This is a genomic window from Methylobacterium bullatum (genome assembly GCF_014845095.1).
Lineage (GTDB): Bacteria > Pseudomonadota > Alphaproteobacteria > Rhizobiales > Beijerinckiaceae > Methylobacterium > Methylobacterium bullatum.
Genome location: NZ_NKUG01000027.1, coordinates 1 through 26,787, shown reverse-complemented (window position 1 = coordinate 26,787; position 26,787 = coordinate 1). Strand labels below are relative to the sequence as shown.

The following is a 26,787-nucleotide window of genomic DNA, read 5'->3' as shown; positions in this document are numbered from 1 at the left end:
TTGTCGGGAAGGGTGTAGGTCACCGACGAGCGGACGGTGTCGTCGCCTTCGCCGGCATCCTCCACAACGGTGTCGCCGGCCGAATCGACGATGTAGGTGTCGTCGCCCGCCCCGCCGATCATGGTGTCGTTGCCGGCGCCGCCGTCGAGGGTGTCGCCGCCGATGCCGCCGCGCAGGGTGTCGTCGCCGTCGCCGCCGGTCTGGGTGCCGCCGGCATCGATGACGATGTCGATGAGGTCGGGGGTGGCGTCGAGATTGAGGCCCACCAGCGAGACCGTGTCATCGAGGGTTCCGAGGAGGATGTCCACGGTGCCGCCCACGAGATCCGTCACCAGGTCTCCGACGTCCCCGAGAATGCCGGTGCTGGTTTCCGTTCCGAGGTTGACCGGCTGGAACGGCAGGTCGAGCGTCGCCAGGACCGTATCGCCGAGCTTGACCTCGACCCCGTCGTACCCGCCGCTGGCCGAGACCGTTCCGGTCAACAGGCCGGTGGAGGCCTCGATCTCCCAATTGCCGCTGTAGTTGTAGGTGAGGCCGTTCGCCTCGATGGTGAGAACCTCGAACGTATCCGTTCGGCTGCCGTCGAGAAGGAGGTCGCCGACGCTGTCGACGAGGCCGGTGAATGTGAGGTCGGCACCACCCAGGTTGGGAACGAAGAAATCGCGAACGTCGAAGCCAGCATTGGTCAGGATCGAGACAGTGGCCATTGTTTTCTCCAAACCCACAAATCGAGAACGACGGGATAGATTGAAGATCATGCCGGCTTACATGGCATGGCGGGCACTTGAGGCCCGAGCTTCAAAGACCCAGCCTACTCGATCGGTTCCGGAGCACTGGCGTTGTTGCCGCTGCATTGGCGGTTGGGTACGATTTAATACTTAACGATCGTTTCCATATGCTTCATGCACTGTATTCATCTTGCTGCGGCGGGCTATCGTTTTGTGCCGTGCAGCATTCGATGGATAGCGAAGGCTAAAGCCTTCGGCTTCGATCCGTTTCGAAGCGTCCGATCGGGCCTGCCCGCGCGACCGCGCGGCGGCTGCCGGACAAGGGATCCCCGCCGGAGGCGCGTCCCTCCCCACGTGCCGGACTACGATGTTCACGCATCTCGCGGGATGCGCGGGCACCCTCTCCTGGAAGGAGAGGGTGCCCGTCGCGCCTATGCCGAACCCTCTTGGGTAGAGGCAACAGCCGTCGAGCCGATGTGTGAATCCTGTAGCTTCTGGGGAAAGGTCAGGAGTGGGAGTGGCTTCGCCAGCCTCCGCAGCATGAGGGTCGCCCGACCGCCCCCACCTCCAACTCCTCCCCGCGAGGTGGAGGAAGGCAGGGTGGCGCAGCCCGCGATATATGTGACGATCGTAGCTCTACCGATCCCGGCCGCCGGGGTGCGAACGTCGGACGTCGGCGTACAGCGCCTCGCACGCGTCCAGCCAGACGTCGTGCGTGAAGTGGCGGAGGACGCGCTCATGCGCGCCGCGTCGCGGGATGGCCAGCGCTCGCCCGATCGCGTCGGCGAGGGCTTCGTCGTCTCCGGGCGGGGCGAAGGCGCCCGCCTCGCCGATGACCTCGCGGGCCGCTCCCCTGTCGATGCCGGCCACGGGCAGGCCGCAGGCCATGGCCTCGATGGCGACGAGGCCGAACGGCTCGTCCCAGCAGGGGGTGAACAGAAAGACCGAGGCCCGTCCGATTTCCGCCGCGAGGGAGGCCCCGTCGAGATGGCCGCCATAGCGGATCGCGCCGCCGAGGAGTGGCCTGACCGCCTGTTCCCAGTATTCGGCGTCCTCCGTCGAGCCGAAGAGGGTAAGGGCGATGCCCGCCTTCCGCGCCGCCTCGATGGCGAGGTGCGTCCCCTTGTAGGGCGTGATCCGGCCGCACCAGACGGCGCTGCCGTCGCCACGGTCGCGGTAGGGCCAATCGGCCGGGTCGATGCCGTTGTGGAGCACCGACACTTCGGGCGGTGCCCCTTCCGGGAACCAGGCACGCAGCTGCCCTTGCGACGTCACCGTGATCCGGTGCGAGGGGGCGACACCGTCGTGAACGAACCAGCGCAGGGCATCGTAGGGCGGCACGTGGAGGGAGGTGACGGTGGGCACGGCCTCCGTTCGCCCGCGCGCCAGGGGCAGGCGGCTGAGGCTGTTGTTGTGGACCACGTCGAAGCCCCCGGCGGCGATCCGGTCGCAGGCGGCGGCGTAGCCGGCATCGAGATGCGCGATCAGCGCCGGGTTGCCGGTATGCTCCTGCCCGGGGAACGTCCGCTCCTGGTGCTCGGGCAGGACCGGGTCGAGGGCGAAGCGCGGGTCGCTGTCGCCGGAGGCGAACAGCACGACCTCGTGGCCGCGGGCCTGCAGCCCCCGGGCGAGGTGCCAGCTATGGGCCTCCATACCGCCCTTGAAGGGCTGGGCGATGGGCTGGCGCACATGGGCGAGGAGCGCGATCCTCATCGGATGGCTGTCATGCGGGCTCGGGCTCCGCCGCGAGGGTTCCGGCCCGCTCGGTGAGGGCGGCGGCGTTGCGCGCATCGAGGATGCGGATGACCGAGGCGGTGTTGGAATAGGGCTGGTGGCTCTGCTGGCCCGTGAGCGCCAGATCGTCGGCATCCGGGCGGCGCAGGATGCGGATCGGCCGGCCGGGCGTGTCGTCGATCAGGCCCATGAGGCGGAACGCATGGAGCCAATGGCCCATGGTCCGGTAGCCCCACTTCGCCTCGAACAGTTCGGCGTTGCGCACCACGCTGTCGAGATGGTGGATCGGCGGCATGTGGTGCGGATGATACTGGTGATAGACGCGCGCGCCTTCGAGCCAGGCGATGGCGATGCCGCGCTGGTCGAGAAGCTTGCCGAAATCGGTGTCCTCGCCGCCATAGCCCGCATAGCGCTCGTCGAAGCCGCCGACGCCGAGGAAGGTCGCCTTCCGCATGGCGAAGTTCAGCGACCAGAAGCAGCGATAATCGTTGCAGATCTCGATGCCCTCGGCCGGCGGGCCGCGCCGGTCGGAATGCCGGACGGCGACATCCGCGAACCCGTCGGAGCTCCACGCACCGGCGGTGGCCCCGCCGGGGAGATAGAGCACCTCGCCCATCAGCAATCCGTCGCATTCGCCGAGGCGACGGGCGTAATCGGCCACGAGGGTGGGCGCGGGGATGCAGTCCACGTCGAGGAAGACCACAGCCTCCCCCGACGCGGCCGCCACGGCGCGGTTGCGTGCGGCGGCCAGCGGCAGCGGGTCTCCCGCCACCGGGATCTGGCGGATCGGGAACGGCGCCTCCGGCAGGTCGTAGGGCTGGTCCTGCATGCGGGCGACGACGAGTTCGGCGGGTGCCCGCGTCTGACGCATCAGGCCGAGGACGAGGTTGGTGAGATGCGCGGGCCGTCCCTTGGCCAGCGTCACGACGGAAACGGTCGACATTCTCGAGGTCCGGTTTTGGGGATCGGAAGGGTTCAAGCGGCGGGCGCGCCGGCCCAGAGTTCGTCGGTGAGGTCTTCGAGCCAGCCGGCGGCGCGGGCGGCGGCGTCCGGGGCGTGGAGCGGGCGCAGGGTCTCGCCGTCGAGACGGCGCGCGCGGTCGAGGAGGTCGCGCCAGCCCTGGAGGTCGCCGGGCCAGTGCGGGGCCTGCACGGCGACGCCGAGGCGCACCAGGGCCTCGGCCTTGCGGGTCTGCTCGCCGAAATAGCGCCATTCGGGCATCACCACGAGGCGCCCGCCCACCCGCGCGACCTCGTGGACCGTGTTGTCGCCGGCGGACGCGATGACGATGTCGGCGGCCGCGAGGTAATCGGTCACGGACGGCACCCAGCCGAGTTCGCGCAGGTTGCCGAAATCGGTCTCGTGGCCCTCGCGGTGGGTCGGCCCCAGGGTCAGCCAGAGGGCGTCCGGCACGGCGCGCGCCGCCACGGTGAGGGGGGCGTAGGGCGTGCCGCTGCCCCCGCCGCCGGTCACGGCGACGACGATCTCCCGGTGGGGATCGAGCCGCAGGCGGGCGCGGGCTTCGGCGCGGGGGAGCACCGGATCGACGCTGGTGCAGAGGCCGCCGCTGTAGAAGGTCCTGGCGCGCAGAGAATCCGGGTAATCGTCCTGCTCCAGCCGCTCGTCGAAGGGGGCGAGCATGCCGATACAGGCCTCGTAGGCGCCCACATGGCCGATGTCGGAGCGGTCGCCGTGCATGCGGATCTGGACCGCCGGCACGCTGGCCGCGCGCGCCAGCAGGGCGATCTCGGCCGAGACGTCCACCACGAACAGGCCGACCTCCCGGTCGTCGAGATGGTCGAGGATGGTTCGCATGGTCCGGCGCGTCTCCCTCACGCCCAGCGGCACGCAATGCATCACGCGGGGCGTCGGCTCGGCGAACAGGCGCGCGGTGGGCACCCTGGCGCCGATCATGTTGGGCAGGGCGACGATCTCGATGTCGCGGGAGAACCCGTCGAACAGGCTCGGATCGGCGGTGAGGACGGAGACCGGCCGCGTGGCGGAAAACTCGGCCACCACGGCGCGGGTGCGGTTGGCGTGTCCGCGCCCCTGGTGGTGGACGAAGAAGGCGATGGGTTTCGTCATGGGGCTCGGGTCGGGGTCAGGAGAACAGGCGCGTGCCGGGCTGCCGGGCGGCGGCGATCTCGGCGGGGTCGGGGGTGCGCAGGCGCCGGATGGAGGTGGCCTGCGCGTCCCAGGCGATGAGGCCGGCCTCGCGGAACTGGCCGAGCCAGTATTCCATGCACCAGCTGCCGTGCCGGGCATGGAAGCGGGTGGCGTTGCGCAGGATCGACTCGAAATGCGGCAGGGGCGGCACGTGGACCGGGTGATGCTGGTGGTAGGCCCGCGCCCCGGCGATCCAGAAGGTCGGCAGGCCGGAGGCCGCGAGGCGCAGGGCGAAATCGGTTTCTTCGCCGCCATAACCCGAGAAGCCCTCGTCCATGCCGCCGACGCTGCGGTAGGCCGAGGCCGGGAGGGCGAAGGACAGGCCCCAGAGCTCCCGCGCCTCGGGCTCCGGGCGCAGTCCGGTCTCCGGGATCGGGGGCTTGGCCGGGTGCACCCGCCCGGCACGGTCGAGCGCCTCGCAATCGAGGCTGGCCCCCACGGCGCCCTCGGGCAGGTAGAGCACTTCGCCCAGCAGCAGCGCCTCGGCCTCGGCTCCGGCATAGGCCGCCACCAGCCCCGGCCCGGGGATGCAATCCACGTCGAGGAAGATCAGGCGCGAGCCCTGCGCCGCCTCGGCGGCGCGGTTGCGGGCGGCGGCCAGCGGCATCGGCTCCCCTGGTACATGCAGATGCCGGACGGGACAGCCGGGATCCGGCAGGTCGGGGGCCGGCTCCGGCTGCATCCAGGCGATCACGAGTTCCAGGGGCGCCACCGTCTGCCGGGCGAGCCCGCGCATCAGGTTGCGCAGATGCCCGTCCCGGTGGCGGACCAGGGTGAGAACGCTCACCGAGCGCGCTCTAGCCGGCATGGACGGGCATCTTCCGGAAATGCGCCACGCCCTCGATGACGCCGCGCGCATGAGAGGCGCGGGCGACGTAGGAATGGCCGAGCGCCGCATGGGTGGCGAGGTCATCGGAGAAGTTGGCGACGATGATCGCCTGTCGCCGCACCCGCAGCATCTCCACGTCGTTGCCGGAATCGCCCGCCACGAACACGTTGCCCTCGGTAAGCCCGTACAGCGCGCGGACATGGTCGACCGCCGTCCCCTTCGAGGCCGCGGGCGGCAGCACGTCGAGGTAGCGGCCGTGGCTGTGGATGATGGAGGCGGCGAGGCCCGAGGCGTCGAGCCTGCCGCGCACGCGCCGGGCGGTGGCGGCATCGCCGAAATAGCTGAGCTTGTGCGGGCGCTGTTCCAGGGGGCCTTGCGGAACGAGGTCGGGAACCTGCCCGAGCACGGCCCGCACGTCCTCCCGGCTCCAGCCACGGGAGACCGTGTCCCGCCACGCCCGGTCGGCGGTGTAGCTCACCCCGTTGGCGTCGAGATGGTAGATCTCCGACCCCACCGACGTGATCATCACCTGGGGGCGCGGGCTCGCCTGCTGCTCCAGGATCGCCATGGCGCTGTGGAACGACCGCCCGGTGGCGACGCCGAAGGCGAGGCCCTCCTGCTCGCTGCGCCAGAGGCGGAACGCGGTGAGGCCGGCGTCGCACCCGACCAGGGTGTTGTCGATGTCGCAGATCAGGAGCTGGCGCGGATGGCTCGACGGCGCCTCGGCCGCCCCGAGGGCGCGCAGCAGGGCGTGGTAGCGCAGGGCGTGCCGGTCCCAATCGTAGGCCGCCGCCGCCCGCTCGCCGCCGGCGACGTAGCGGTCGCGCAGGCCGGGCTCGGTGAGGATGCGCAGGCAGGCCCGCGCGATCCCGGCCGGATCGCGCGGATCGACGAGGAGGCCGTTGCCGCAGGTCTCGACGATGTCGTTGGGACCGCCGCTGTCGGTGGCGACCAGCGGCAGGCCGGCGGCGGAGGCCTCGAGCAGGGTCAGGCCGAAGGGCTCGTTGAGGGCCGGGTTGACGAACACCCCGCCGCGCTCGCGGGCATAGGCGTAGAGGGCCGGCACGTCGTCGGGGCGGTGGGTCTTCGGATAGGCCACAAGCCCGTAGAGATCGTGGCGGTCGATGAGCACGAGGAGGTCGCGCATGGTCTCGGCCATGCCGCCGTCGAGGTCGTCGAGGTCGTCGCGGGTGCCGGCCACGAGGACGAGGTTGGCGCGCGCCTGCAGTTCCGGGCTCTCGCCATAGGCGGTGACCAGGGCGGCGAGGTTCTTCCTCGCCACGGGCCGGGCCAGCGCGAGCAGCGCGGGTTTTCCGGGCTCGCGCAGGAAACGGTCGATGGAGGCGTCGACCCTCGGGCAGGTCCGCGCCGCGTGGAAGCGCGCCAGGTCGCTGCCCGGCGGCAGCACGCGGATGCGGCCGGGATCGTAGGCGGCATAGGTCGCGTATTGCACCTCGGCCTCGTCGCGCGAGGAGGCGATGACCAGGGCGGCGCGGGCCAGGGCCGTCTCCTCGGCCGCGATCCGGTGGGCCAGGGACGGGGTATCCGTCGGCGGCCGGCCCATGGCGCGGGCCTTCACCCGTCCGAGGGAATGCGCGGTGAACACGAAGGGGATGCCGAGCCGGTCCTCGACCAGGGCGGCGACGGCGGCCGCATCGGCATAATGCGCGTGGATCATGGCGGGGCGCATGGGCTGCGCGGCGATCCACGCGACGAGGGCTTCGGAGAAGCTCGCCACCTCCCCGTGCAGCGCTTCCTTGGGCAGGTAATCCGGCGACGCGCTGGCGAGTCGCACGATCGTCATCTTGTCCGATACGGCTTCCTCGGGCACGGCGTAGTCGGCTCCGAGCGCACTTTCGAACAGACGGGTGGCGATGACGATCCGGTCCGAGGCCGGATCCCGGTCACAGGCCCGGACGAGATCGAGCAGGTAGCGGATATGGCCGCCCGTATCGGCGGTGAGGCCGTAGGCGACGTCGTCACCGCGGAGACATCCTTGAAGCGCGATATGAAGAACGAACATCAGCGGCGGGGTGCCGGCGCGTCAACCACGGATAAAATGTCGACTTTCATACCTAAAACACAAGAACAACCCGTGATCCGTATCGCGCAGGTCGCACCCAACATCTTTCCGACCCCTCCGACGCATCATGGCGGGACGGAGCGCGTCATCCATGATCTCAGCATAGCACTGCGAAACTTGCAGGTTGAGGTAACGCTCTTCGCCCCGGCGGACAGTGTGACAGATATACCAAGGGTCGGGGATCATCTCAGTCTCGCCGCCCTGGAGGCCCGTGAGGGCCGCGTGGCTCCGGGAGTGCCGGCGGCCCTCGAAGCGCTCCAGATGGAAGCGCTTGCCCGCCGCCTCGACGATTTCGACATCGTCCATTGCCACGGCGAGTTCGCGCATGCGCCCGTGCTCGGCGCGCGGCGATGCCGCAGCCTGACGACCGTGCATTGGCGCGTGGACGAGCGCGACCGGGCGCTGTTCTTCGCCGGCTTCCCCGACCTGCCCGTGGCGGCGATCTCGGCGGCGCAGGAAGCCGGCATCCCGGCGGCGAACCGCGCCGGCATCGTCCATCACGGCATCGCCCGCGACCGTTACGCCCTACGGAGCGAGCCGGAGGGCCATCTCGCCTTCATCGGCCGGATGACCGACCAGAAGCGGCCCGACGTCGCCATCCGCGTCGCCCGCGCGGCGGGCCTGCCGATCCGCCTCGCCGGAACCGTGGATGTGGGGAACCCGGATTATTTCGACCGGGCGGTCCGCCCGCTGCTCGGTGACGACGCCGTCTATGTCGGCCCGGTGGACGATGCCGCCAAGGGCCGGCTCCTCGGCGGCGCGCGCGCGCTCTTGTTTCCCATCGACTGGCCCGAACCCTTCGGCCTCGTGATGATCGAGGCCATGGCCTGCGGCACCCCGGTGATCGCCTGGAACCGGGGCTCCGTGCCGGAGATCGTCGAGGACGGGGTCACGGGCTTCGTCGTCTCCTCCGAGGCCGAGGCGGTGGCGGCCCTGGCGCGGGTGGGCGAGCTCGACCGGGCGCAGGTGCGCCGCCGCTTCGAGGCGCGCTTCACCGCCGAGCGCATGGCCGCCGACTACCTCGCGATCTACCGGCGCCTGCTCGGCCGGTGAGCGGGCGCATGCGCACGGCGCTCCTCGCCTGGGACTATCCCCCCGCCCCGAGCGGGCTTTCCACCGCCGCGCGCGAGATCGCCGAGAGCCTGAGCGCGCTCGGCGTCACTGTCACGGTGTTCACCCTCGACCGCACCGGGTCCGGCGACCATGCGGGCGTCGGGATCGAGGGGATCGGCCTCCCGCCGGGCTCGCGGCTCGCGCGGCTGCGCCTGTGGGGATCGGCCGGGCACCTCGCCGCGCCCATCGCCTTCCGCCGGGCGGTGCTGCGGGCCCATGCCCGGCATCCCTTCGCTTGCATCGAGGCCACGAACTGGTACGGGCCGGCCGCCCTGCTCGGAGGCGGCGCGGCCCCGCCCCTGGTGACCCGCAACTCCACGCCCGCCGCCTTCTCGCGCGAACCGGCCGCCTCCCTGCGCGACCGCCTGGACGGTCTCGCCGCCGACCGGCTGGAACGCCGGCAGGCGAGGGCGAGCGCCGGCCTGATCTCGAATACCGGCGCGCACGCGGCGCGGATGACGGCGCTCTACGGCCTTCAGCCGGCCCGGCCCCATACCGCCCGGCCCCATGCGGTGATCGGCCTGAGCCTGCCCCCGGAGATGCTGGAACGCGCTCGCGCTGCGCCCTATCCGGAGGCCACGGGCGGCCCGGTCCGCCTGCTGTTCGTCGGCCGGGCCGAGGCGCGCAAGGGGTTCGATCTCCTGCTCGCCGCCGCCGCGATCCTCGGTGCCGATTGCGAGGCCGGAACGCTTCCCCCCTTCGAGATCGCCCTCGTCGGCGTGCCCGAGGCCGATCTCCCGCCGGATTGTCCCGCCGTCGCGCGACGGCGCCTGCGCCCCTTAGGCCGGATCGACGCCGTGGCCTTGGAGGCCGCCTATGCGCGAGCGCATGTCGTCCTCGCCCCCTCGCGCTACGAGAGTTTCGGCCTCGTCTACCAGGAGGCCCTGGCCCATGGCCGCCCGGTGGTGGCCTGCGCCCAGGATGCCAGCGCCCGCGCCTTCATCGGTGGGCCGGGCGCAGGCCTTCTCGCGCGGGAAGCGACGGGGGCGGCCCTGGCCGAGGCCATCCGTCCGCTGCTCCTGGATTCCGCCCTGCGCCTTCGCCTGCGGGGCCGTGCCCTGGCGGCGAGCGGCGCCTTCGACCGGGCGCGGCTCGGGGCCGAGACCCTGGCGCTCTACGAACGGGCCATCGCGGCAGCGCGTCAGGGCCGGTAGGGGCGCAGCAGCGCCGTCTCCTCCTCAGGCCGCCCCCGGCCGGGGTCCATCGCCTCGTAGCGCCGGGACCGCGCCTCCACATGGGCGCGCGAGAGCCGGTGCTCGATGGCGCCGTGGAGGGAGATGAAGCCCCGCCGCCACGCGCCGCCGAGATCGGGCCGCTCGTGAACACGCCCCCCGAAGCGGACATGCGCGCGATTCAGGCGGTACTGAACGTCCGGATAGACATCCGACAACCCCCCGTCGACGCGGTTGCGCCGGGGCAGGCCGATGGAGAGGACGTCTCCCTCCTCGGCCAGGGCGGCAAGGGCCGGAAGCAGCTCACCCACGGCGGCTGCCAACTCCTCGTCGGCGTCGAGCTGGAGCATCCAGGCACGGCGCGACAGGGCCTGCAGCGCGTTGCGCTGGGCCGCGAAATCGCCGGCGAGGGGGCGGGCGGCGACCCGCACGGCGCCGGAGGGATAGCCGCTGATGGGCGCGGCGGTTGGCGGGCTGCCGGGGGCGTCGACGAGGACCACCGCGTCGCCGGTCCAGGCCGCGTGGGCGGGAAGGCGGGCCAGCACGGCATCCAGATCCTGCGGCCGGCAGAGGAGGCCGAGCGAGACCGTGGCCGGCAGTGCGGCATCGAGATCGAACAGATCGCCGGCGGCGGCCCGCTCGGAATGCGGATGCAGCAGGGCCGCGCGGTCGGCCCCGCCGACCGGCCTGACGCCACGGCGCAGCCGGGTGGCGGCAAGGCGCAGGGTATAGATGTCGAGACCGTAGGGCGCTTGCGGATCGAGGCGGAACGCGCGCCCGGCCAGAGCCCGCGCGAGATCGGCCCAGCATGCGGCCGGGTCCGCCCCGTCCTGCACGAGCACGCCGCACGAGGCACAGGCGATGGGAAACGCCCGCCGCCGCCCACCCTCATGGAGGATGTGCCGGTCCGTCGGCTCGAGGCTATCGGCCTCACAGACGAAACAGCGTCGCATGGTTCTCCCTCATCGCGCCCGGCCTCGCCGCGCCTGAGCGGGTTCGCAGGTTTCAGGACGCAAAACTGGCGACCGCTTTTGCTGACCCTGCCTGGCGTCATCGGCATCAATGCGCGGTTTCCGGGAGGGTATGAAGGGGCCTGGGCCTTCTGGGGAGCCCCCCACTGAACGACCCGACCCGCCGGGCTCGCACCGCGGCGAATTTTTGGGTTGAAGCCAAGCTTCGCCGCCCTAGATGCCGTCGGCCTACCCACAAGGAAGGATATCCGATGAAAGACCTGCGCTCCCTCGCGCTCGCTGCGGCACTCGTATGTGCCGGCTTGACGTCAACGGCTCAGGCCGCCCCCCTGGCCGTGGATGCCACCGCGCTCGGACAGCCGGCGGCCGTCGAAACCGTCCAGTACGGGTACGGGTACCGGTCCGGTTACGGCCATTCGCCCCAGTACCGCTATCGGAAGCACATTCGCCGACAGATGCTCCATGATCGCCGGTATGGGGCGCATCTGCGCCGCCAGGACCAGAACTATCGTCGCGCTCGCCGCTACGGATACTGACGGGCCGCAGACTTCAGAGCGAAGAGCCCTCGCATTGGGACCCCGCCCGGCGAAAGCCGGAGCGGGGTTTTTGCTGCGCCATGTGTGCGCAGCGGCACCTCGTCCCCATGCCGGCACCGATCCCGTCCCGGAATGGATTGCCGGCTGATCTTCATCGACGATACTCTCGCGCATGGCATGGAGGGGGCCATGACGTTGGATCGATATGGTATCGACGCAAGAGATCGCTCTTGATCGGACACAGCGCATCGGTGAGGGAAGAAGTGCCGAAGTCTTTGTCGACAAATCGGGCCAGATACTGAAGCTCTACAAGGCGAAATGGGGAAAGTCCCTCGCCGAAAAGGAGTTCGTCGCGACGTCGTTCGCCCATTCCCAAGGCCTGCGCGTCCCGGCTCCCTTGGGAATCATCGAGCGGCACGGACGATCCGGCGTGCTGTTCGAGCATATCGACGGCAAGACGGTTCTCGAACACTTCAGGAGGAACCCGGTCGGCATGCTGGGCGCCCTGAGGCAACTCGCGCATATTCAATTCGGCATCCACACCATCGTCAATGCTCCGCTTCCCAACCAGCAGGACGCACTGCGCGTTCAAGTCTCCAGAGCGAGAGTGCCTGCCTGGCTGAAGCAAACGACGCTCGCCGTGCTCGATCGCCTGCCCGATGGGGACAATCTCTGCCACGGAGATCTCCACCCCGAGAACGCGCTCTACACGCCGGACGGTCTGGTCGTCATCGACTGGGAAAAGTCGACGGCTGGGCATCCCACAGCGGACGTCGCCCGCACCGAGCTCATCCTGCGATCCGGACGCACCCGCTTCGTCAATGCCTGGGCGAAAGCGGCCGATGCGCGGATCCGCGCGAGATTGGCCGATTTCTATGTCTGGACGTATTGCCGGTTGAGCGGCATCGACAGGCGGGACATCGACGCTTGGCGGCTGCCCGTGATCGTCGCCCGCCTGTCCGGGCAGGCCGCCCCGAACGAGGACGACCTTCAGGCGGAAGCGAGGCGGCTGGGAAACCACTTCGCGCATCTGATCTGATGCGCCGCCCGCCGCCGGGACCGGCCTGACGCACCGCGAGCGAGCCGAGCCGTAGTGCAGCGACGCGGCTCGTCGCCAACGGCACGCCGTTCGCGAAGGCGGCGGACACCATCATGCGGAGACAGAGGCTCGTCAGGCGGTCCACGCCGTGCGGCTAATATTTGTGGGGAAGCAGTTAAGAGACTGCGAACTCTCGGGAAATTTGGTCGGAGTGGCAGGATTTGAACCTGCGACCCCCACGTCCCGAACGTGGTGCGCTACCAGACTGCGCTACACTCCGACGGCCGGCGTCTCCACCGGCGAGCGGACGTATAGCGAGGCAGGCGCGGGGCCGCAAGCGCCATCATGGCCCTTGTTGCGATATGGCGGCGGGACGGGCGGCCCAATCGGGGGCAAGGGTGCGGCGGATGCAGCCGACATCGGCCGCCATGACCGCGATCGCGGCGGCATGGCCCGGTGCCGTGGAGAGGGCATGCAGGCTCCACGCATTCGTCCCGACCGGCATCGTCAGCAACTCCGCCCTGTCCGGCGTGACGGAGACGGCAAAGCTGTCGAGGGGCAGGGAGAGGCCCTGGCCGGTCGCCTTCGCCACGGCCTCCTTGCGGGTCCAGCAGGCGAAGAACGCCGCAATGAGGTCGCGTGGCGGCAGGGTTTCGAGGGCGGCGATTTCCCGTCTGGCGAAATGCGCCCGCGCGATGCGCAGCAGATCGGGCATCGGGCGTATCTCTTCCACGTCGACGCCGATCTCCGCCGAGGAGGAAAGCCCGATCAGGGCGCGGCTGCCGGAATGGGACAGGCTGAAGCGGCATGACCCGGCCTGCTCCCCCGCGAGATGCGGTTTGCCGGATGGCGCCGCGCCGAAGACGAGGCCGCGCGGGTCCGATCCGAGCCGTTCCCCAAGCACGAGGCGCAGGGCCGCGTGGCTCGCCTCGAACTGCCAGCGATCCACGTCGCGGACGAATCGGGAGGCGCGCGCGATCTCGTCGTCGGAGAGAAGGTCCCGGCACGTCGCCCGATGGTCGATGGCCTGGGTGAGATCGACGTCCCAGACCGTGACGTCAGGATCCGTCCCCTCGCGGTCCGGCGTCCCGGTGCCTGTCGGCTCGTTCGGACAAGCGGAGGTCACCCGTCAGATCGACGGGCCGGAGGTGCCGTCCCACTCGCGAGCGACGACGAGGCCGAGATAGGCGATCTGACAGAGGGCGGCCAGGCCGTAGAACGTGCCGACGGCCGCGGGCCACGCGAGACCGTGCTCGACGGCGACGGCGGCAGTGATCGTCACGCTCGCGGCAAGGATCACCGCGAGGGCCATCAGCGGCCTATGCGCCCCACCGGTCTCGTCATGGACTTCCCGCACAACGCACCTCGACGCCATCGACGTCCGTCATCTCACACGTGGGATGCCGAAGCGTTAATGTGCCGGGGCCGGGCGCGGGCGGCAAGTACCGTCCGATCAGACGTACACGTTACCGGCGGTCTGTGGAAAACGCTCGGCCAGGGCGCGCCGGAGCTTTTCCAGGGCGCGGTTCTCGATCTGCCGGACCCGCTCCTTCGAAATGCCGAGACGGCGGCCGAGCGCCTCCAGGGTCGCCTGATCCTCCGTGAGTCTCCGCTCGCGCAGGATGCGCAATTCGCGCTCGGACAGCACGGTGAGCGCCTCGTTGAGCCAAGTGAGCCGGCGCTCTCCGTCCACCGAGGCCGAAACCGTCTCGTCGGGCAGGTCGGACCCGTCCACGAGGAAATCCATCCGCTCGGAGGAGGCCTCGCTCTCCTCGCCCACGGGGGCGTTGAGAGACATGTCCGGTCCGGACAGGCGCGCATCCATCAGGGCCACGTCCTCGCGCGAGACGCCGATGGCGGTGGCGATGCGGCGATGGATCTCGTCGCCCACATGCTCCTCGGTGGATTGCATCAGCTTGGCGCGAAGGCGACGCAGGTTGAAGAAAAGGGCCTTCTGGGCCGAACTCGTGCCGCCGCGGACGATGGACCAGTTGCGCAGGATGTAATCCTGGATCGAGGCCCTGATCCACCACGTGGCATAGGTGGAGAAGCGGACTTCCCGCTCCGGTTCGAACCGGGCCGCCGCTTCCATCAGGCCCACATGCCCCTCCTGGACGAGGTCGGCCATGGGCAGGCCGTAATGCCGGAAGCGTCCCGCGATGGCGATGACGAGGCGCATATGGGCGGAGATCAGGCGGTGGAGCGCGTGCTCGTCGCGCTCGTCCTTCCAGCGGACGGCGAGGCCACGTTCCTCGTCTCGCGCCAGGAAGGGCGCCTCCATGGCCGTACGAATGAACTGTCGCCGTATCCCCGCGATGTCCGCCATTCCCGCCTCCGCCTTTTGTCCGTTGCGTGCGCGCACCGCGACGGACATTCCGGGTCGGTCGACCCGAATGGTCCGGAAAGCGAGGGCACCAGCCCGGGGGCATCGCCCAGGCACCGGACAACGGAGCCGTTACGTGGATAGTTCCGCCGGCTCGGGCTGACAGGGGGCCGTGACCCTGCGGCGCATCGGAGCATCCGGGCGACGGTCGTTGGCGCGACCGCCGATGCGGTGCCGGCAAAGAAAAAGGCCCGGCGCTGGTGCGCCGGGCCCGATCGTCGAATGGATCCGTCTGAGATCGGCGGTCCGCTCAGGCGGCCTCTTCCCGGATCTCGTCGCTGTCGCCTTCCGCCTCGGCATCGCCCTCGGCTTCCGCCTCACCCTTGGCGCGGCGGGGCGACTTGGCGAGGCTCTGCTCGATGAGCTTGAGCGCTTCCGTCTCGGTGATCTTGTTCACCGAGGAGATTTCGCGCAGCACGCGGTCGAGGGCGGCCTCGTAGAGCTGACGCTCACTGTAGGATTGCTCGGGCTGGGCCTCCGACCGGTAGAGGTCGCGGACCACCTCGGTCACCGACAGCAGGTCGCCGGAATTGATCTTGGCCTCGTATTCCTGGGCGCGGCGCGACCACATGGTGCGCTTGATCCGGGCGCGACCGGTGAGCACGTCGAGGGCCTTCTTGACGAGTTCCGGCTCGGCGAGCTTGCGCATGCCGACGCTGTTGGCCTTGGCGGTGGGCACGCGCAGGACCATCTTGTCCTTCTCGAACGAGACGACGAACAGCTCGAGCTTGTAGCCGGCGATCTCCTGCTCCTCGATCGCCGTGATGCGGCCGACGCCATGAGCTGGGTACACCACCGCTTCGCCGGTCTTGAAGCCTTGGCGGCCTGCCGTCGTCTTCTTGGCTGTCGTCATGCGAGAAGCGCCTCCAGAACATCGCGCGGGTCGAGTCGCGCTGAACCTTCATTCCCGGGGTGGGTGACCCGGCTTGAGCCCCTTGTCCGCCGGCCATCGATGCGTCATGCACCGGCCGAGCGGGTCCCAGGCTAACCGATCATCCACACCATGCGATCGGGGTCGCGGAAGGCGCATGCGCCTCCAGCGGTCGATCACATGCCGCCTCGTCTCGCCGAGGTAGCGTCCCAGGAAGATGGGAAGCCGACTCTGTCGAAAAGTTTGAAAACCACCGGTGAGGTAGCCAAAGGCAGCACGTCAGGCACGAACGACGGCAGGCGGTCTACATACCACAAACCGGGCGCCGAATCAAAGGATTGCCGACGCAGGGCATGCGTGAGCGACCGGTCGGGCCGGGCTCCGCACGGCGCCCGATGCACGCGGGGAGGGAATCTCCGAAGACCTGCCGGGTCGACGCTTCCGCAGGCCGGCCCGCCATCCGCGGCGTCGTGAAGCGCCCGTGTCCGTCGGCGGGCCGGGGATCACGTGTCCGTGACCTCGAGGCGAACCGGACGTTCCGGGCCACCGGCCCGGCCGAGGGGTCAGTCGCCGGTGCCGGGGGAGGCCGAGAAATGCGCCTCGAGCTTGCCGGCGACGCCGTCCCAGTCCTTGGCGTCGGACGGGGCGTCCTTCTTCTGCGTGATGTTGGGCCAGCTCCGCGCGTAATCGGCGTTGAGCTTCAGCCAGGTTTCCAGGCTCGGCTCGGTGTCGGGCTTGATCGCCTCGGCGGGGCATTCCGGCTCGCAGACGCCGCAATCGATGCACTCGTCGGGGTGGATGACGAGCATGTTCTCGCCCTCGTAGAAGCAATCCACGGGGCAGACTTCCACGCAGTCCATGTACTTGCACTTGATGCAATTGTCGGTGACGACGTAGGTCATGTGCCCTTCAGCCCTATCCGTGGTGGGGTGGATCGCGAGACCCGAGCCCGCTTGGCCCCGATCCTAGACCGGCCTCCCGCACGGCTCCGTTAACGCGTCCGTGTGTCACGCGCCTCGCGGACGGCGCGTCGACCGCCCCGCCCGTCATTTCCGCACGGCTCTATCCCCTGCCAGGGTGGCTGACAAGCAGCGGCGGCTCACGCCCGCTGCGGCAGGTGCGTCCGTGCCACACCCAGGGAGGCCATCGGATCCGCCCATCCGCCGGCCGGCCGCTCCCTTTATCCGAGAGGGTCCGACAGGAGACGCGACGGGCGCCCTCGTAACGTGAATAGTGCCGCATCCGGCAAACGTTCCGATGCGGTGGCGGCCGAAAGACCGCTGTTACCAAGGGTCGCAGAGCCCGCAGGGGGAGCTCGGATCGTCACCGGCCGTTCCATCGACCCCGAACAGTCGCTCTCCTCGAATGCGAGGCACGCCATGAACGACAACGAGCATGCCGTCTACGCCATCGCTCCGGAACTCGGAGGATGGACGGTCTACGACACCAAGACTCTGGAGCCGGCGCTGGTGAAGAGCGTCCGGCAGGTCGGCCTGGGTCGGGAGGCCGCGCATGCGATGGCGGACGCCCTCAACGGCATGGAGCGGACGGCGCCCGGATCGTCCCTGGCCCGGCCGGACGGACCGGCCTAAGCAGGTTCGCGTTGGCAAGCCAACGCATCACCCGGCTTAGCTCTTTGCTGTGTCGCAGGTTTTCGATCGCAGAACCGGGGGCCACTTCTGCGAAACCTGCTCAGGACCCGACGCCCCGTCCGCGAGACCCCGCACCGGCGGCCTGTTCAAAGGAACTCGACCCATGTCGTCATGGCCGGGCCTCGACGATCCCCACCTCGCCCTCGTCGGCAACGCGCCGGAGATCGGCGATCACGGCCGGGCCATCGATGGGGCGTCCTGCGTGGTGCGCTTCAACAACGCCGCGGGTTTCGGCGGCCCGGCGGGATCGCGCGTGACCCTCCTCGCCCTCGTCAATCGCGGAGGCCAGGCCCGCGCCTGGGTGGAGGATGACGGGTTCCTCGATCGCCCCGTGATCCGGCACGCCCGCACTTACCTGCTGGCCTTCCCCGAACTCTCGCCGGACGAGGAGGGAGCCCATGAGCGCGTCTGCTGGACGGCGCCCCTGCGGGACAAGCTCGCCCACCGCCCGGTCCATGTCCTGCCCTCCGCCCTGCATGACCGCGCCCGCCAGCAGCTCGCCCCCCGCGTCTCCGGCACCCCGAATCCGAGCACGGGCTTCCTGGTGGCGCTCGCCATCCTCGAGGGGCGGAGCCCGTCCCTGCCCCCGATCGACGTCTATGGGTTCGGCTTCGCCGGCTGGTCGGGCCACCCCTGGGACGCCGAGCGGGACTGGTTCACGGCCTGCGGCGAGGCCGGACGCCTGCGGCTCCATCCTCCCGCCGCGTCCTGACCTCGGCGCGACCGCCAAGCATGGCAGCCTGACGGCGAAAGGTTCCACAGCCGAGCGCAATCCCCATAGTTTTCCCCCAAATATAGATCTCTCATTTTTGGGAGCCTCAAGGCAGAACGAGCGTTCTTTTGATGACTGACAGCGCAATGACGCGTCGGTACGAAATAATACACTCGTTGAAGTGGGATGATGTCTATGGCCGCCAAACAGAAAACCTTGAATGATGCTTTCTATGAGACCCTCAAGGACGTCTATTACGCCGAGAAGCAATCCGTTCGCGCGTTGAAGAAATCGGCCAAATCCGCCGAGCACGACGAGCTGCGTCAGGCGTTCGAGACCCATGCCGAGGAGAGCGCCGTCCAGGTCGAGCGCCTCCAGCAGGTGTTCGAGATCATCGGCAAGTCGGCGCGGGCCAAGACCTGCGAGGCCATGCAGGGCCTGACCGCCGAGATGGAAGAGGATCTCGAGGATTTCGGCGACAGCCCGGCGGCGGATGCGGTTCTGATCGGCTGCGCACAGGCCGTCGAGCATTACGAGATCGCCCGCTACGGCACCCTCAAGACCTGGGCGAGCCAGCTCGGCTACGAGGACGCCGCCAAGCTCCTCGACGAGACCCTTCAGGAGGAGAAGAAGACCGACGAACTCCTCACGCAGATCGCCCTGGGCCTCAACGTCGAGGGCTCCGAGGAGGCCGGGACCGAAGAGGCGGCCGGGACGGAGGACGAGCCGGCTCCCCGGAAGAAGGGCGCCAAAGCCGAGTCCGGGTCCAAGCCCAAGTCCAAGGCCGAGTAGGGAGATCGAACCATGGTCGATACCAGCAAGATCCGGGAGCACATGCCGGTCGTCGGGTCGGATGACGGGCATGTGGGCACGGTGGACCATCTCGACGGGCAGCGCATCAAGCTCACCCGGACCGACCCCGAAGCCGAGGGTCGGCACCACTTCCTCCACGTCGACTCGATCGATGCGGTGGAGGACGGCAAGGTCAAGCTGAACCGGACCTGCGCCCAGGCCAAGGACGAATGGGGCACCGCGGAATAGCGCGGCGCGTCGGGCCGGAATGCGAAGGGGTTGCCCATGAGGCGACCCCTTTTTTCCGGCCTCACCCCGGCCTGGACATCGAGACCGAAGGCCGAGCCCCGGACCGGACGGATTCGTCGATGCGCGCGAGAGGCACGAAATCTACTCCGCCGGCGCGTGCGCGGTCGGCGCCAGCGCCGGGACCGGGACCGCGCCCCGGGCCGCCGCGTAGAGCAGGCCGGCCACCAGCATGTAGGCGAGCGCCAGGGTCGGGGTCACCGCGAAGCCCACGGCGGGCCCGTGCATGAAGCCGAAGAAGGTCAGCACGCCGCCGGCCGCCGCGAAGGCCGAGGCCCTCGGGAAGTCGCGCTCGATGATGAAGGTCGCGATGGCGCCGAGGATCAGCCCGCCGAGGATCGCGCCTTCACCGAGCACGGCGAGCCCGTGATAGAGCACCCCGACCTGTCCGAGCTTGTCCATGCCCACCGCAGCGGCGCTGGTGCCGGCCGCCCCCAGCGCCCCGTCGATCAGCGTCTTGGCCCAGGCCGCGAGATGCGGCGCGAAGGCCAGCACGATGGCGGGCGCGTGCGAATGCGGCGTCTCCTGGAAGGCCTGCGCCCCGATCAGCATGCCGATATAGAGCAGGATCGGCGAGATCGCGACGATGGGCACCACGCTGGAGATCAGCGAGATCAGGTTCAGCCAGGCGAGAAGCAGCACGACGATGCCGGTGGCGAAGGAGTAGCCGATCCGCCCGCCCATCGCCTTCCATCCGGGATGGCCGATATAGACGGCGTTGATGAAGGGGTTGCCCATGAGGCAGCCGATCAGGCTGACGATCCCGTCGGCGGTGAGCACCCGCGTGGTCGGGTAGGCGTCGCCCGCCACTTCCGCGCTCTCGACATTGTCCATCGCCTCCACGAGGTCGTAGATGCCGAAGGGGATCGCCGTCACCAGGATGATCCCGATGAACTCGAAGCCGCCGAAGACATGGCCGATGGCCGGCAGCGGCACCGAGAAGCCGATGCCGGAGAGCGCGCTCGTCAGGCCGGGGCCGCTGACCCCGCCGATGTCGATCCCGACGAGCTTGGCGCCCCAGGCGACCGCCATGCCGAACAGGATGGCCACGAGGCCGGCCGGAAGCCGGCCCGGATAGCGCACGCCGCCGAACCACGCGAGCAGGATGATGGCGAAGGCGACGACGCCGATCACCGGGGTCTGGATCAGCTCCAGCGCCGGGCGCATGGCGATGAAGGTGACGGAGACGCCGGCGAGGGTTCCGAGGAGCGCCGCGCGCGGCGTGATGCGCCGGATGACGGGGGCGATGAACCCGCCGATCATCAGCATGAAGCTCTGGATGAACACCCAGGCGAGCCCCGCCTCCCAGGCCTTCACCGGATCGCCGGTGGAGAGCTTGATCGGCAGCATGATCACGAAGACCACGATGAACATGTGCGGCACGCTGATGCCGGAGGGCAGCGCGCAGACGTCGTCGCGGCCGCTGGTCTTGGCGAGCCGGTAGCCGAGCCAGCCGTAATAGGCGGTGGAGAGGAAGAGCATCAGGCCGACGGCGGGCAGGATGCGCCCGAAGGTGATCGCGTCGGGCATGCCGAGGACGAAGCGCAGCAGGCCCGTGAGCACCAGCATGTTGACGAGGATGTTGGTGCCGAAGCCGAAGAACGCGTTCCAGTCGCCGGGCACCCAGAGGGCCGGGCGGCGGGATGCGCCGGCCGTGTTCGTCATGCCGCTCGCCATGGTGCCCTCCATCGTGCCAGGGCGAGGCGAGTGCGCCGCGCCGGGAAAAGGGGTTCAGCCGTGCCGGCCGAGGGCAGCGATGACGCTGTCCGAATCCGAGACCCAGCCGAAGATGCCGCCCTGCGCCTTGATCATCGCGAGGCCGGCGGCGTGGAACTCGGGGATGTACGACGCGCAGGCATCGGCGACGACGACGCAGCGATAGCCGCGGTCGTTGGCCTCGCGCACCGTCGTGTGCACGCAGACCTCGGTGGTCACGCCGCAGACGAGAAGGGTCGCGATGCCGCGGGCCGCGAGCACGTCGGCGAGGTCGGTGGCGTAGAAGGCGCCCTTGCCGGGCTTGTCGATCACCGGCTCCCCATCCTGCGGCGCCAGGGCGGGAATGATGTCGTGACCGGGTTCGCCCCGGATCAGGATGCGGCCCATCGGCCCGGGCTGACCGATCCGGGCCGTGGGCTCGCCGCGCTCCAGCTTGGCCGGCGGCGCATCGGAGAGATCCGGGCGGTGGCCCTCCCGTGTATGCACGACCAGGAGTCCGGATGCGCGGGCCACGTCGAGAAGGGCCCTCGTCGGCGGCACGGCGGAGGCGAGGAGCGAGACGTCGTTGCCGAGGCTCTCCCCGAAGCCGCCGGGCTCGAGGAAGTCGCGCTGCATGTCGATGATGAGAAGGGCCGTGCTCGACGCGTCGAAGGGGAGCGGGGACGGCTGGGCGTCGAGGAGGTTGGGCATGAGGGGCCTCTCCCAATCGCGAATCGGGCTGATTGCGCCTCATCATGTATGCAAGGATGGGGAAATCCTTGCCCAAACCATACACTTCGATGCCCGAAGATTCGCCTCGCCCTGGCGAGCTTCTATGCATGATCTCCGGTGGAAGAGCCGGTGCCGTCAGCGCTGAAGGCGCGCCTTGCCCGCGCGGAGCGGAGCGGCCGGCCGCTCCAGGCGGTCCCGCGCCCGTTCGCCGGCCGCCTCGCGCACGGCGGCGCTCTGGGCGTCGAGGGTCTCGAAGGCGTCCTCGACGACGCTCATGTGGACGAGCATCGCGGAATTCGCGGCGGCGGCGTCCCGCGCGAGGACGGCGCGGACGACGAGGCCGTGCTCGGCATGCGAGCGGGCGAGCCGCCCCGGTGCCTGGAACTGGACGCGGCGGTACGGCGTCAGCCGCCGCCGCAGATTGCGGGCGATCTCGTCCACCACCGTATTGTGGGCGCCCTCGTAGAGGAGCCCGTGAAAGTCCTGGTTAGCGACGACGTAGCTGTCGTGGTCCCCGGCCTCGGCGAGGACGCCCATGCGCTCATGCAGCAGCCGAAGCTGGGCGCGCTCCGCGGGCGTCATGCTCAGGGTCGAGAGGCGGGCGCAGGTCGCCTCGATCTCGCCCATGGCGATGAACAGCATGTCGAGCTGGTCCGGCGTGATCGTCCGCACGGTGGCGCCGAAGCGGGGGCGCAGGTCGATCAGGCCGGTGCCGTTGAGGAGGCGAAGGGCATCGCGCACCGGCGTGCGCGAGACGCCGAAGCGCGTGGCCAGGACCTGTTCGTCCAGCCGGGCGCCCGGCGGGAATTCCCCCGACAGGATGGCGTCGGCGATTCTGTCGGACAGGTTTTCGGAGCGGGTCGGGGACGCAGGCACTGTGGTCTCGGTTCACGACACGCGATCGGCGCAGGGTCGGCCTGCGCGCGCCATCAGCCTGCGCGCGCCATGAGTACGACGAGTTTCCCCCGCGCCGCAACGTGAGGACGTCGCGGCACGGGGCCGGGAATTCGTTGCAATTTTATGACTCCTCCCATCGGCGATCGGCCGGCGGCCCGCCATGGCACATCGGTTGCGGAGATCCCCTCAGACGTTGCGAATGAGGAGAAGAACGATGGTCGCAAGGGGGCTCACGGCCGCGGCTCTGTCACTCGGCATGATCGGATGCGGCATGATCGAATGCAGCATGGCGGCCGATCTCGATCCGGTGAAGACGCTCAAGGTCGCCGAGCCGGCGCCGGTGAAGGCGCCGTCCTTCTTCCTGTTCTCCGATACGCAGGTCAGCTTTCGCTACCAGTTCCCGGCCGCGGAGCCGGGCGTGCAGATCCAGAAGGCGGATGGCAGCTTCCGCAATCGCGACATCCCGAAATACATCACCAACATTTCCCACGCCGACGCCTGGGCCTACGGCACGAACTTCTTCTCGCTCGACATCCTGCAATCGACGTCCCAGGACCCGGCGGGGACCACCAACGTCCCGGGCGGCTTCGCCCAATACGATCACGGCGCCACGGAAGCCTACGGCCTCTATCGCGGCACCCTCAGCCTGAACGCCCTCACCGGAACCAAGGCCTTCGCCATTCCGGGCATCGTCAAGGACGTCTCGCTCTCCTTCGGTTTCGATGCGAACGCGAAGAACACCGCCTTCGGCCCCAAGAAGCGCGACGTCGTCGGGGGCCTGACCTTCTCGGTCGACGTGCCGGCGGGCTTCCTCAACATCAGCGCCCATGCCTACAAGGAATGGAACCGCAACGGCTTCAACTTCCAGCCCGACCGTGACGTCAGCTTCGACACCGTTCCCGAGTTCGAGATCGTCTACAATTTCCCGCTCACCTTCATCCCGAACCTTCCGCTGAGCATCGCCGGCTTCAACAACATCGTGACACCGAAGGGCAAGGGCATCCGCGACCCGTTCAACTATCCGGGCGGCTATTATCCGGGGACTGGCGTCGAGTTCCTGTCGCGGACGAACCTCGTCCTCGATGTCGGCAAGCTGGTCTGGAACCAGCCCAACAAGCTCGATGCCTTCATCGGGTTTCAGTACTGGCTGAACAAGTTCGGCAACGTCGATCGCGCGAACTTCAAGGGGAACGAAGAGAAGAGCTTCCTCGCCGGCCTCGCCTTTCACATCTTCTGAACGCACCGATACCCGAACGGCCTGAAATGTGCTCCGCTCCGGGGCGCCTGACATCGGGAGCCAGGATGAGCGAACGAGACGCCGGAGCCCGCCGCCTCTGGATCAGGAACCCGCTGGCGATCCTCGCGGCGGAATCCGCAGGCGGCATCGTCGTCGAGGGATCGCGCATCGTGGAGCGCGTGGCGTCGGGCGGGACACCGGCGGCGGCCGTGCACGAGACCTTCGACGCCTCGCGCCACGTGGTCATTCCCGGCCTCGTCAACACCCATCACCACTTCTTCCAGACCCTGACGCGCGCCCATCCCCTGGCGATCAACAAGCCGCTGTTCCCCTGGCTGAAGGCGCTCTACACGGTCTGGGACAAGCTCACCCCGGACGCGTTCCGCCTCGCCACCCGGCTCGCCTATGCCGAACTCCTGCTGTCGGGCTGCACCACGGCGGGCGACCACCACTACCTGTTTCCCAAGGGGCTCGAGGCGTCCGTCGACATCCAGGTCGAGGAGGCGCGCAGCCTCGGCATCCGCGCCGTCGTCACCCGTGGCTCGATGAGCGTGTCGGTGCGGGACGGCGGCCTGCCGCCGGACACCCTGGTCCAGGACGACGACACCATCCTGTCCGACAGCGAACGGGTGCTCGGCCTGTTCCACGACACCGCGCCCGGCGCGATGGTGCAGATCGGACTGGCGCCGTGCTCGCCCTTCGCCGTGTCGAAGCGCCTGATGCAGGAAAGCGCGGCGCTGGCCGAACGCCACGATTGCCGCCTCCACACCCATCTCGGGGAAACCCTCGACGAGGAGGCCTATTGCCTGTCGACCTTCGGGCTGCGCCCGGTCGACTACCTGGAGGAGGTCGGCTGGATGAGCCCGCGCGCGTGGCTCGCCCACGGCATCCATTTCAACGACACGGAGATCGCCCGCCTCGGCAAGGCGGGGGTCGGAATCTGCCATTGCCCGACCTCGAACATGACCCTGGCCTCGGGCTGCTGCCGGACCTGCGAGCTCGAAGCGGCGGGCAGCCCCGTGGGCCTCGGCGTCGACGGCTCGGCCTCGAACGACAATTCGAACCTGATGGAGGGCGTCCGGCACGCCCTGATGTTGAACCGCCTCACCTACGGCGCGGAGAGGGTCACCCATCTCGACGCCCTGCGCTGGGCCACCGAGGGCTCCGCCGCCTGCCTCGGTCGCAGCGACATCGGACGGATCGAGGAGGGCCGCGAGGCCGACCTCGCCCTGTTCACCCTCGACGAGCTGCGCTTCTCCGGCAGCCACGATCCCCTCGCCGCTTTGGTCCTGTGCGGGGCGCACCGGGCCGACCGGGTGATGGTCGCCGGGCAATGGCGGGTGATCGACGGGCACCCGGTGGGCCTCGACACGCGCCGGCTTCGCGAGGAGCACACACACTTGGCCCGGCACCTGTTCGGCACGGTTTGACGATGGCGACCGCATTCTCTCCCGCCGCCCAGCCGCCCCGCCCGAGACAGGGACCGACCCCGCTCTTCGGCGCCTACGGCATCGTCAAGCGCTTCGGCAGCTTCACGGCGAATGACGGCGTCGATCTCGAGATCCGCGCCGGCGAGATCCACGCCCTCCTGGGGGAGAACGGCGCCGGCAAATCGACCCTGATGAAGATCCTCTACGGCCTGCTGGAGCCGACGGAGGGCGTCGTCACCCACAAGGGCGACATCGTGCAGCTGCCCAATCCGGAAGCCGCGCGTCGGCTGGGGATCGGCATGGTCTTCCAGCATTTCTCCCTCTGCGAGAACCTGACGGTGGCCGAGAACATCGCCCTCGTCATGCCGAAAGACCTCTCCGGCCGGGCGCTGGCCGACCGCATCGCCAAGCTCGGCATCGATTACGGCCTTCACCTCGAACCGGATCGTCCGGTCTGGTCGCTCTCGGCGGGCGAGCGCCAGCGCATCGAGATCGTCCGCTGCCTGCTCCAGGACCCGAGCCTCGTCATCCTCGACGAACCCACCTCGGTGCTCACCCCCGGCGAGGCGGAGGTGCTGTTTTCCGTGCTGGAGCGCCTGCGCGCGGAGGGCCGGGCGCTGCTCTACATCTCCCACCGCCTCGACGAGGTGCGCCGCCTCTGCGTGCGCGCCACCATCCTGCGCGGCGGCAAGGTGGTAGGGGCCTGCAACCCCCAGGAGGAGACGGCCCGCTCGCTCGCCGCCATGATGGTGGGCAGCGCGGTCCGCGAGGTCACGGGGCGCGCTGGCGGGACGGTGGGCACGGAACGCCTGCGCCTCGATCGCCTCACCCTCCCCGCTCCGGGCCTGCACGCCACCTCGCTGCGCGACGTCTCCCTCGGCGTCTCCGGCGGCGAAATCCTCGGCATCGCCGGCATCGCCGGCAACGGCCAGGCCGAACTCTTCGCCGCCCTGTCGGGCGAGACCCGCGCGCCGGACCCGGACGCCGTCCGCATCGACGGCGCCGCCGTGGGGGGGCTCGGCATCAACGCGCGCCGGCGCCTCGGCGCGGCGTTCGTGCCGGAGGAGCGCAACGGCCACGCGGCGGCGCCTCTCATGAGCCTCTCCGAGAACGCCCTGCTCTCACGCTACCCGACCGCGCCGCTGACCCGCTTGGGCCTGCTTCGGCTGGGGGCCGCGCGCGATCTCGCGAAGCGGGTGATCGAGGCCTTCGACGTGCGCAAGGCGGGGCCAGACCCCGCCGCCGGCACCCTGTCGGGCGGCAACCTCCAGAAATTCGTCGTCGGCCGCGAGATCCTGGCGGAGCCCGGCGTGCTCGTCATCAACCAGCCGACCTGGGGCGTCGATGCGGCGGCGGCGGCGCATATCCGGCAGGCGGTGATCGATCTCTCCGCGCGCGGCGCCGCGATCCTGGTCATCAGCCAGGACCTCGACGAGCTGTTCGAAATCGCCGGCTCCATCGCCGTGCTGCACGACGGGACGCTCTCGACGGCGGTGCCCTCGGGCGAAACGACCCGCGAGGCCATCGGCCTGCTCATGGGCGGATCGGGAGACGCGCCGGCCGAACCTCATGACGCATCGAAGGCGGTGCCCCATGCTCACTGACCGATGCCCGCGCAGCCCCTCTCCCCGCACGCGGCTACGGCATTCACGCCTGTCGCGAAATGCGCGGCCCTCCTCCCCCTTGTGGGGAGGAGTTGGAGGTGGGGG

Annotated in this window: 26 protein-coding genes and 1 tRNA gene; 11 read left to right on the top strand and 16 right to left on the bottom strand. The window is 69.5% G+C overall.

Annotated features, from left to right (window positions below; all coding sequences use genetic code 11):
- From MBTS_RS03690 to MBTS_RS03665, 6 genes are all read right to left on the bottom strand, one after another.
- The coding region (locus tag MBTS_RS03690) for a calcium-binding protein (RefSeq protein ID WP_425324816.1) at positions 1-707 on the bottom strand (707 nt) is incomplete at its 3' end.
- Positions 708-1,364: 657 nt separating this feature from the next.
- A complete protein-coding gene (locus MBTS_RS03685) occupies positions 1,365-2,441 on the bottom strand; it encodes a glycosyltransferase (protein WP_192215099.1) in 1,077 nt (358 codons plus the stop codon).
- Between the two features lie 10 nt (positions 2,442-2,451).
- A complete protein-coding gene (locus tag MBTS_RS03680) occupies positions 2,452-3,405 on the bottom strand; it encodes a galactosyltransferase-related protein (protein ID WP_147833262.1) in 954 nt (317 codons plus the stop codon).
- Between the two features lie 32 nt (positions 3,406-3,437).
- Positions 3,438-4,547 carry a glycosyltransferase gene (locus MBTS_RS03675; protein ID WP_192215098.1) on the bottom strand — a complete coding sequence of 370 codons (1,110 nt, stop codon included), beginning with the start codon at positions 4,545-4,547 and terminating at the stop codon, positions 3,438-3,440.
- A 16-nt stretch (positions 4,548-4,563) separates the two neighbouring features.
- The gene (locus MBTS_RS03670; RefSeq protein ID WP_192215097.1) at positions 4,564-5,436 is read right to left on the bottom strand and encodes a glycosyltransferase family 2 protein; all 873 of its coding nucleotides are present in this window, start codon (positions 5,434-5,436) and stop codon (positions 4,564-4,566) included.
- A complete protein-coding gene (locus MBTS_RS03665; RefSeq protein ID WP_192215096.1) occupies positions 5,426-7,480 on the bottom strand; it encodes an HAD-IIB family hydrolase in 2,055 nt (684 codons plus the stop codon). Before MBTS_RS03665 ends, MBTS_RS03670 begins: the two co-directional genes overlap by 11 nt.
- A gap of 72 nt (positions 7,481-7,552) precedes the next feature.
- Between MBTS_RS03665 and MBTS_RS03660 the strand changes: the two genes are divergently transcribed.
- Positions 7,553-8,593 carry a glycosyltransferase family 4 protein gene (locus MBTS_RS03660; RefSeq protein WP_056143534.1) on the top strand — a complete coding sequence of 347 codons (1,041 nt, stop codon included), beginning with the start codon at positions 7,553-7,555 and terminating at the stop codon, positions 8,591-8,593.
- Positions 8,594-8,601: 8 nt separating this feature from the next.
- Positions 8,602-9,807: a glycosyltransferase family 4 protein gene (locus MBTS_RS03655; protein WP_192215095.1), complete on the top strand. Its 1,206-nt coding sequence runs from the start codon at positions 8,602-8,604 to the stop codon at positions 9,805-9,807.
- Here MBTS_RS03655 and MBTS_RS03650 read toward each other — a convergent pair.
- A complete protein-coding gene (locus MBTS_RS03650; RefSeq protein ID WP_192215094.1) occupies positions 9,795-10,778 on the bottom strand; it encodes a glycosyltransferase family protein in 984 nt (327 codons plus the stop codon). The genes MBTS_RS03655 and MBTS_RS03650 overlap by 13 nt on opposite strands.
- A 269-nt stretch (positions 10,779-11,047) precedes the next feature.
- Between MBTS_RS03650 and MBTS_RS03645 the strand changes: the two genes are divergently transcribed.
- Positions 11,048-11,332 carry a hypothetical protein gene (locus tag MBTS_RS03645; protein ID WP_018045669.1) on the top strand — a complete coding sequence of 95 codons (285 nt, stop codon included), beginning with the start codon at positions 11,048-11,050 and terminating at the stop codon, positions 11,330-11,332.
- A 205-nt stretch (positions 11,333-11,537) separates the two neighbouring features.
- Positions 11,538-12,371: a phosphotransferase family protein gene (locus MBTS_RS03640; protein WP_192215093.1), complete on the top strand. Its 834-nt coding sequence runs from the start codon at positions 11,538-11,540 to the stop codon at positions 12,369-12,371.
- A 203-nt stretch (positions 12,372-12,574) separates the two neighbouring features.
- On the opposite strand, the gene MBTS_RS03635 is transcribed toward MBTS_RS03640, so the two are convergent.
- The 6 genes from MBTS_RS03635 to fdxA form a co-directional block, all read right to left on the bottom strand.
- A tRNA-Pro gene (locus MBTS_RS03635) sits at positions 12,575-12,651 on the bottom strand.
- Positions 12,652-12,714: 63 nt separating this feature from the next.
- A complete protein-coding gene (locus MBTS_RS24090) occupies positions 12,715-13,497 on the bottom strand; it encodes a 4'-phosphopantetheinyl transferase family protein (RefSeq protein ID WP_192215092.1) in 783 nt (260 codons plus the stop codon).
- 3 nt (positions 13,498-13,500) lie between these two features.
- The gene (locus MBTS_RS03625) at positions 13,501-13,746 is read right to left on the bottom strand and encodes a hypothetical protein (protein WP_156629507.1); all 246 of its coding nucleotides are present in this window, start codon (positions 13,744-13,746) and stop codon (positions 13,501-13,503) included.
- 78 nt (positions 13,747-13,824) lie between these two features.
- On the bottom strand, positions 13,825-14,697 hold the full coding sequence (locus tag MBTS_RS03620; protein ID WP_026176254.1) for an RNA polymerase factor sigma-32: 873 nt from the start codon (positions 14,695-14,697) through the stop codon (positions 13,825-13,827).
- 307 nt (positions 14,698-15,004) lie between these two features.
- Positions 15,005-15,607 carry a CarD family transcriptional regulator gene (locus MBTS_RS03615; RefSeq protein WP_018045674.1) on the bottom strand — a complete coding sequence of 201 codons (603 nt, stop codon included), beginning with the start codon at positions 15,605-15,607 and terminating at the stop codon, positions 15,005-15,007.
- 581 nt (positions 15,608-16,188) lie between these two features.
- Complete coding sequence (gene fdxA / locus MBTS_RS03610; protein ID WP_018045675.1) at positions 16,189-16,527, bottom strand: ferredoxin FdxA; 339 nt, start codon at positions 16,525-16,527, stop codon at positions 16,189-16,191.
- A gap of 477 nt (positions 16,528-17,004) precedes the next feature.
- Between fdxA and MBTS_RS03605 the strand changes: the two genes are divergently transcribed.
- From MBTS_RS03605 to MBTS_RS03590, 4 genes are all read left to right on the top strand, one after another.
- A complete protein-coding gene (locus MBTS_RS03605) occupies positions 17,005-17,217 on the top strand; it encodes a hypothetical protein (protein ID WP_192215091.1) in 213 nt (70 codons plus the stop codon).
- A 163-nt stretch (positions 17,218-17,380) separates the two neighbouring features.
- A complete protein-coding gene (locus tag MBTS_RS03600) occupies positions 17,381-17,989 on the top strand; it encodes a glycosyltransferase family 29 protein (RefSeq protein ID WP_147833081.1) in 609 nt (202 codons plus the stop codon).
- Positions 17,990-18,184: 195 nt separating this feature from the next.
- Positions 18,185-18,781: a YciE/YciF ferroxidase family protein gene (locus MBTS_RS03595; RefSeq protein WP_056143514.1), complete on the top strand. Its 597-nt coding sequence runs from the start codon at positions 18,185-18,187 to the stop codon at positions 18,779-18,781.
- A gap of 12 nt (positions 18,782-18,793) precedes the next feature.
- A complete protein-coding gene (locus tag MBTS_RS03590) occupies positions 18,794-19,030 on the top strand; it encodes a DUF2171 domain-containing protein (protein WP_056143511.1) in 237 nt (78 codons plus the stop codon).
- Between the two features lie 141 nt (positions 19,031-19,171).
- Here the strand turns inward: MBTS_RS03590 and MBTS_RS03585 are convergent, their stop codons facing one another.
- The 3 genes from MBTS_RS03585 to MBTS_RS03575 form a co-directional block, all read right to left on the bottom strand.
- Complete coding sequence (locus MBTS_RS03585) at positions 19,172-20,764, bottom strand: regulator (protein ID WP_192215090.1); 1,593 nt, start codon at positions 20,762-20,764, stop codon at positions 19,172-19,174.
- Positions 20,765-20,818: 54 nt separating this feature from the next.
- Positions 20,819-21,493, bottom strand: a complete 675-nt coding sequence (locus tag MBTS_RS03580) for a cysteine hydrolase family protein (protein ID WP_192215089.1) — start codon at positions 21,491-21,493, stop codon at positions 20,819-20,821.
- A 156-nt stretch (positions 21,494-21,649) separates the two neighbouring features.
- Positions 21,650-22,390 (bottom strand): GntR family transcriptional regulator, encoded by a 741-nt coding sequence (locus MBTS_RS03575; RefSeq protein WP_147833404.1) that lies wholly within the window; start codon positions 22,388-22,390, stop codon positions 21,650-21,652.
- 235 nt (positions 22,391-22,625) lie between these two features.
- Here MBTS_RS03575 and MBTS_RS03570 point away from each other — a divergent pair, with 235 nt between their 5' ends.
- From MBTS_RS03570 to MBTS_RS03560, 3 genes are all read left to right on the top strand, one after another.
- Entirely contained in the window at positions 22,626-23,648 is a 1,023-nt protein-coding gene (locus MBTS_RS03570) for a hypothetical protein (RefSeq protein WP_026176255.1), read from the top strand.
- Positions 23,649-23,713: 65 nt separating this feature from the next.
- Positions 23,714-25,078 (top strand): 8-oxoguanine deaminase, encoded by a 1,365-nt coding sequence (locus MBTS_RS03565; RefSeq protein ID WP_056143493.1) that lies wholly within the window; start codon positions 23,714-23,716, stop codon positions 25,076-25,078.
- Positions 25,079-25,080: 2 nt separating this feature from the next.
- On the top strand, positions 25,081-26,682 hold the full coding sequence (locus MBTS_RS03560) for an ABC transporter ATP-binding protein (RefSeq protein ID WP_056143490.1): 1,602 nt from the start codon (positions 25,081-25,083) through the stop codon (positions 26,680-26,682).
- Positions 26,683-26,787 lie beyond the last annotated feature (105 nt).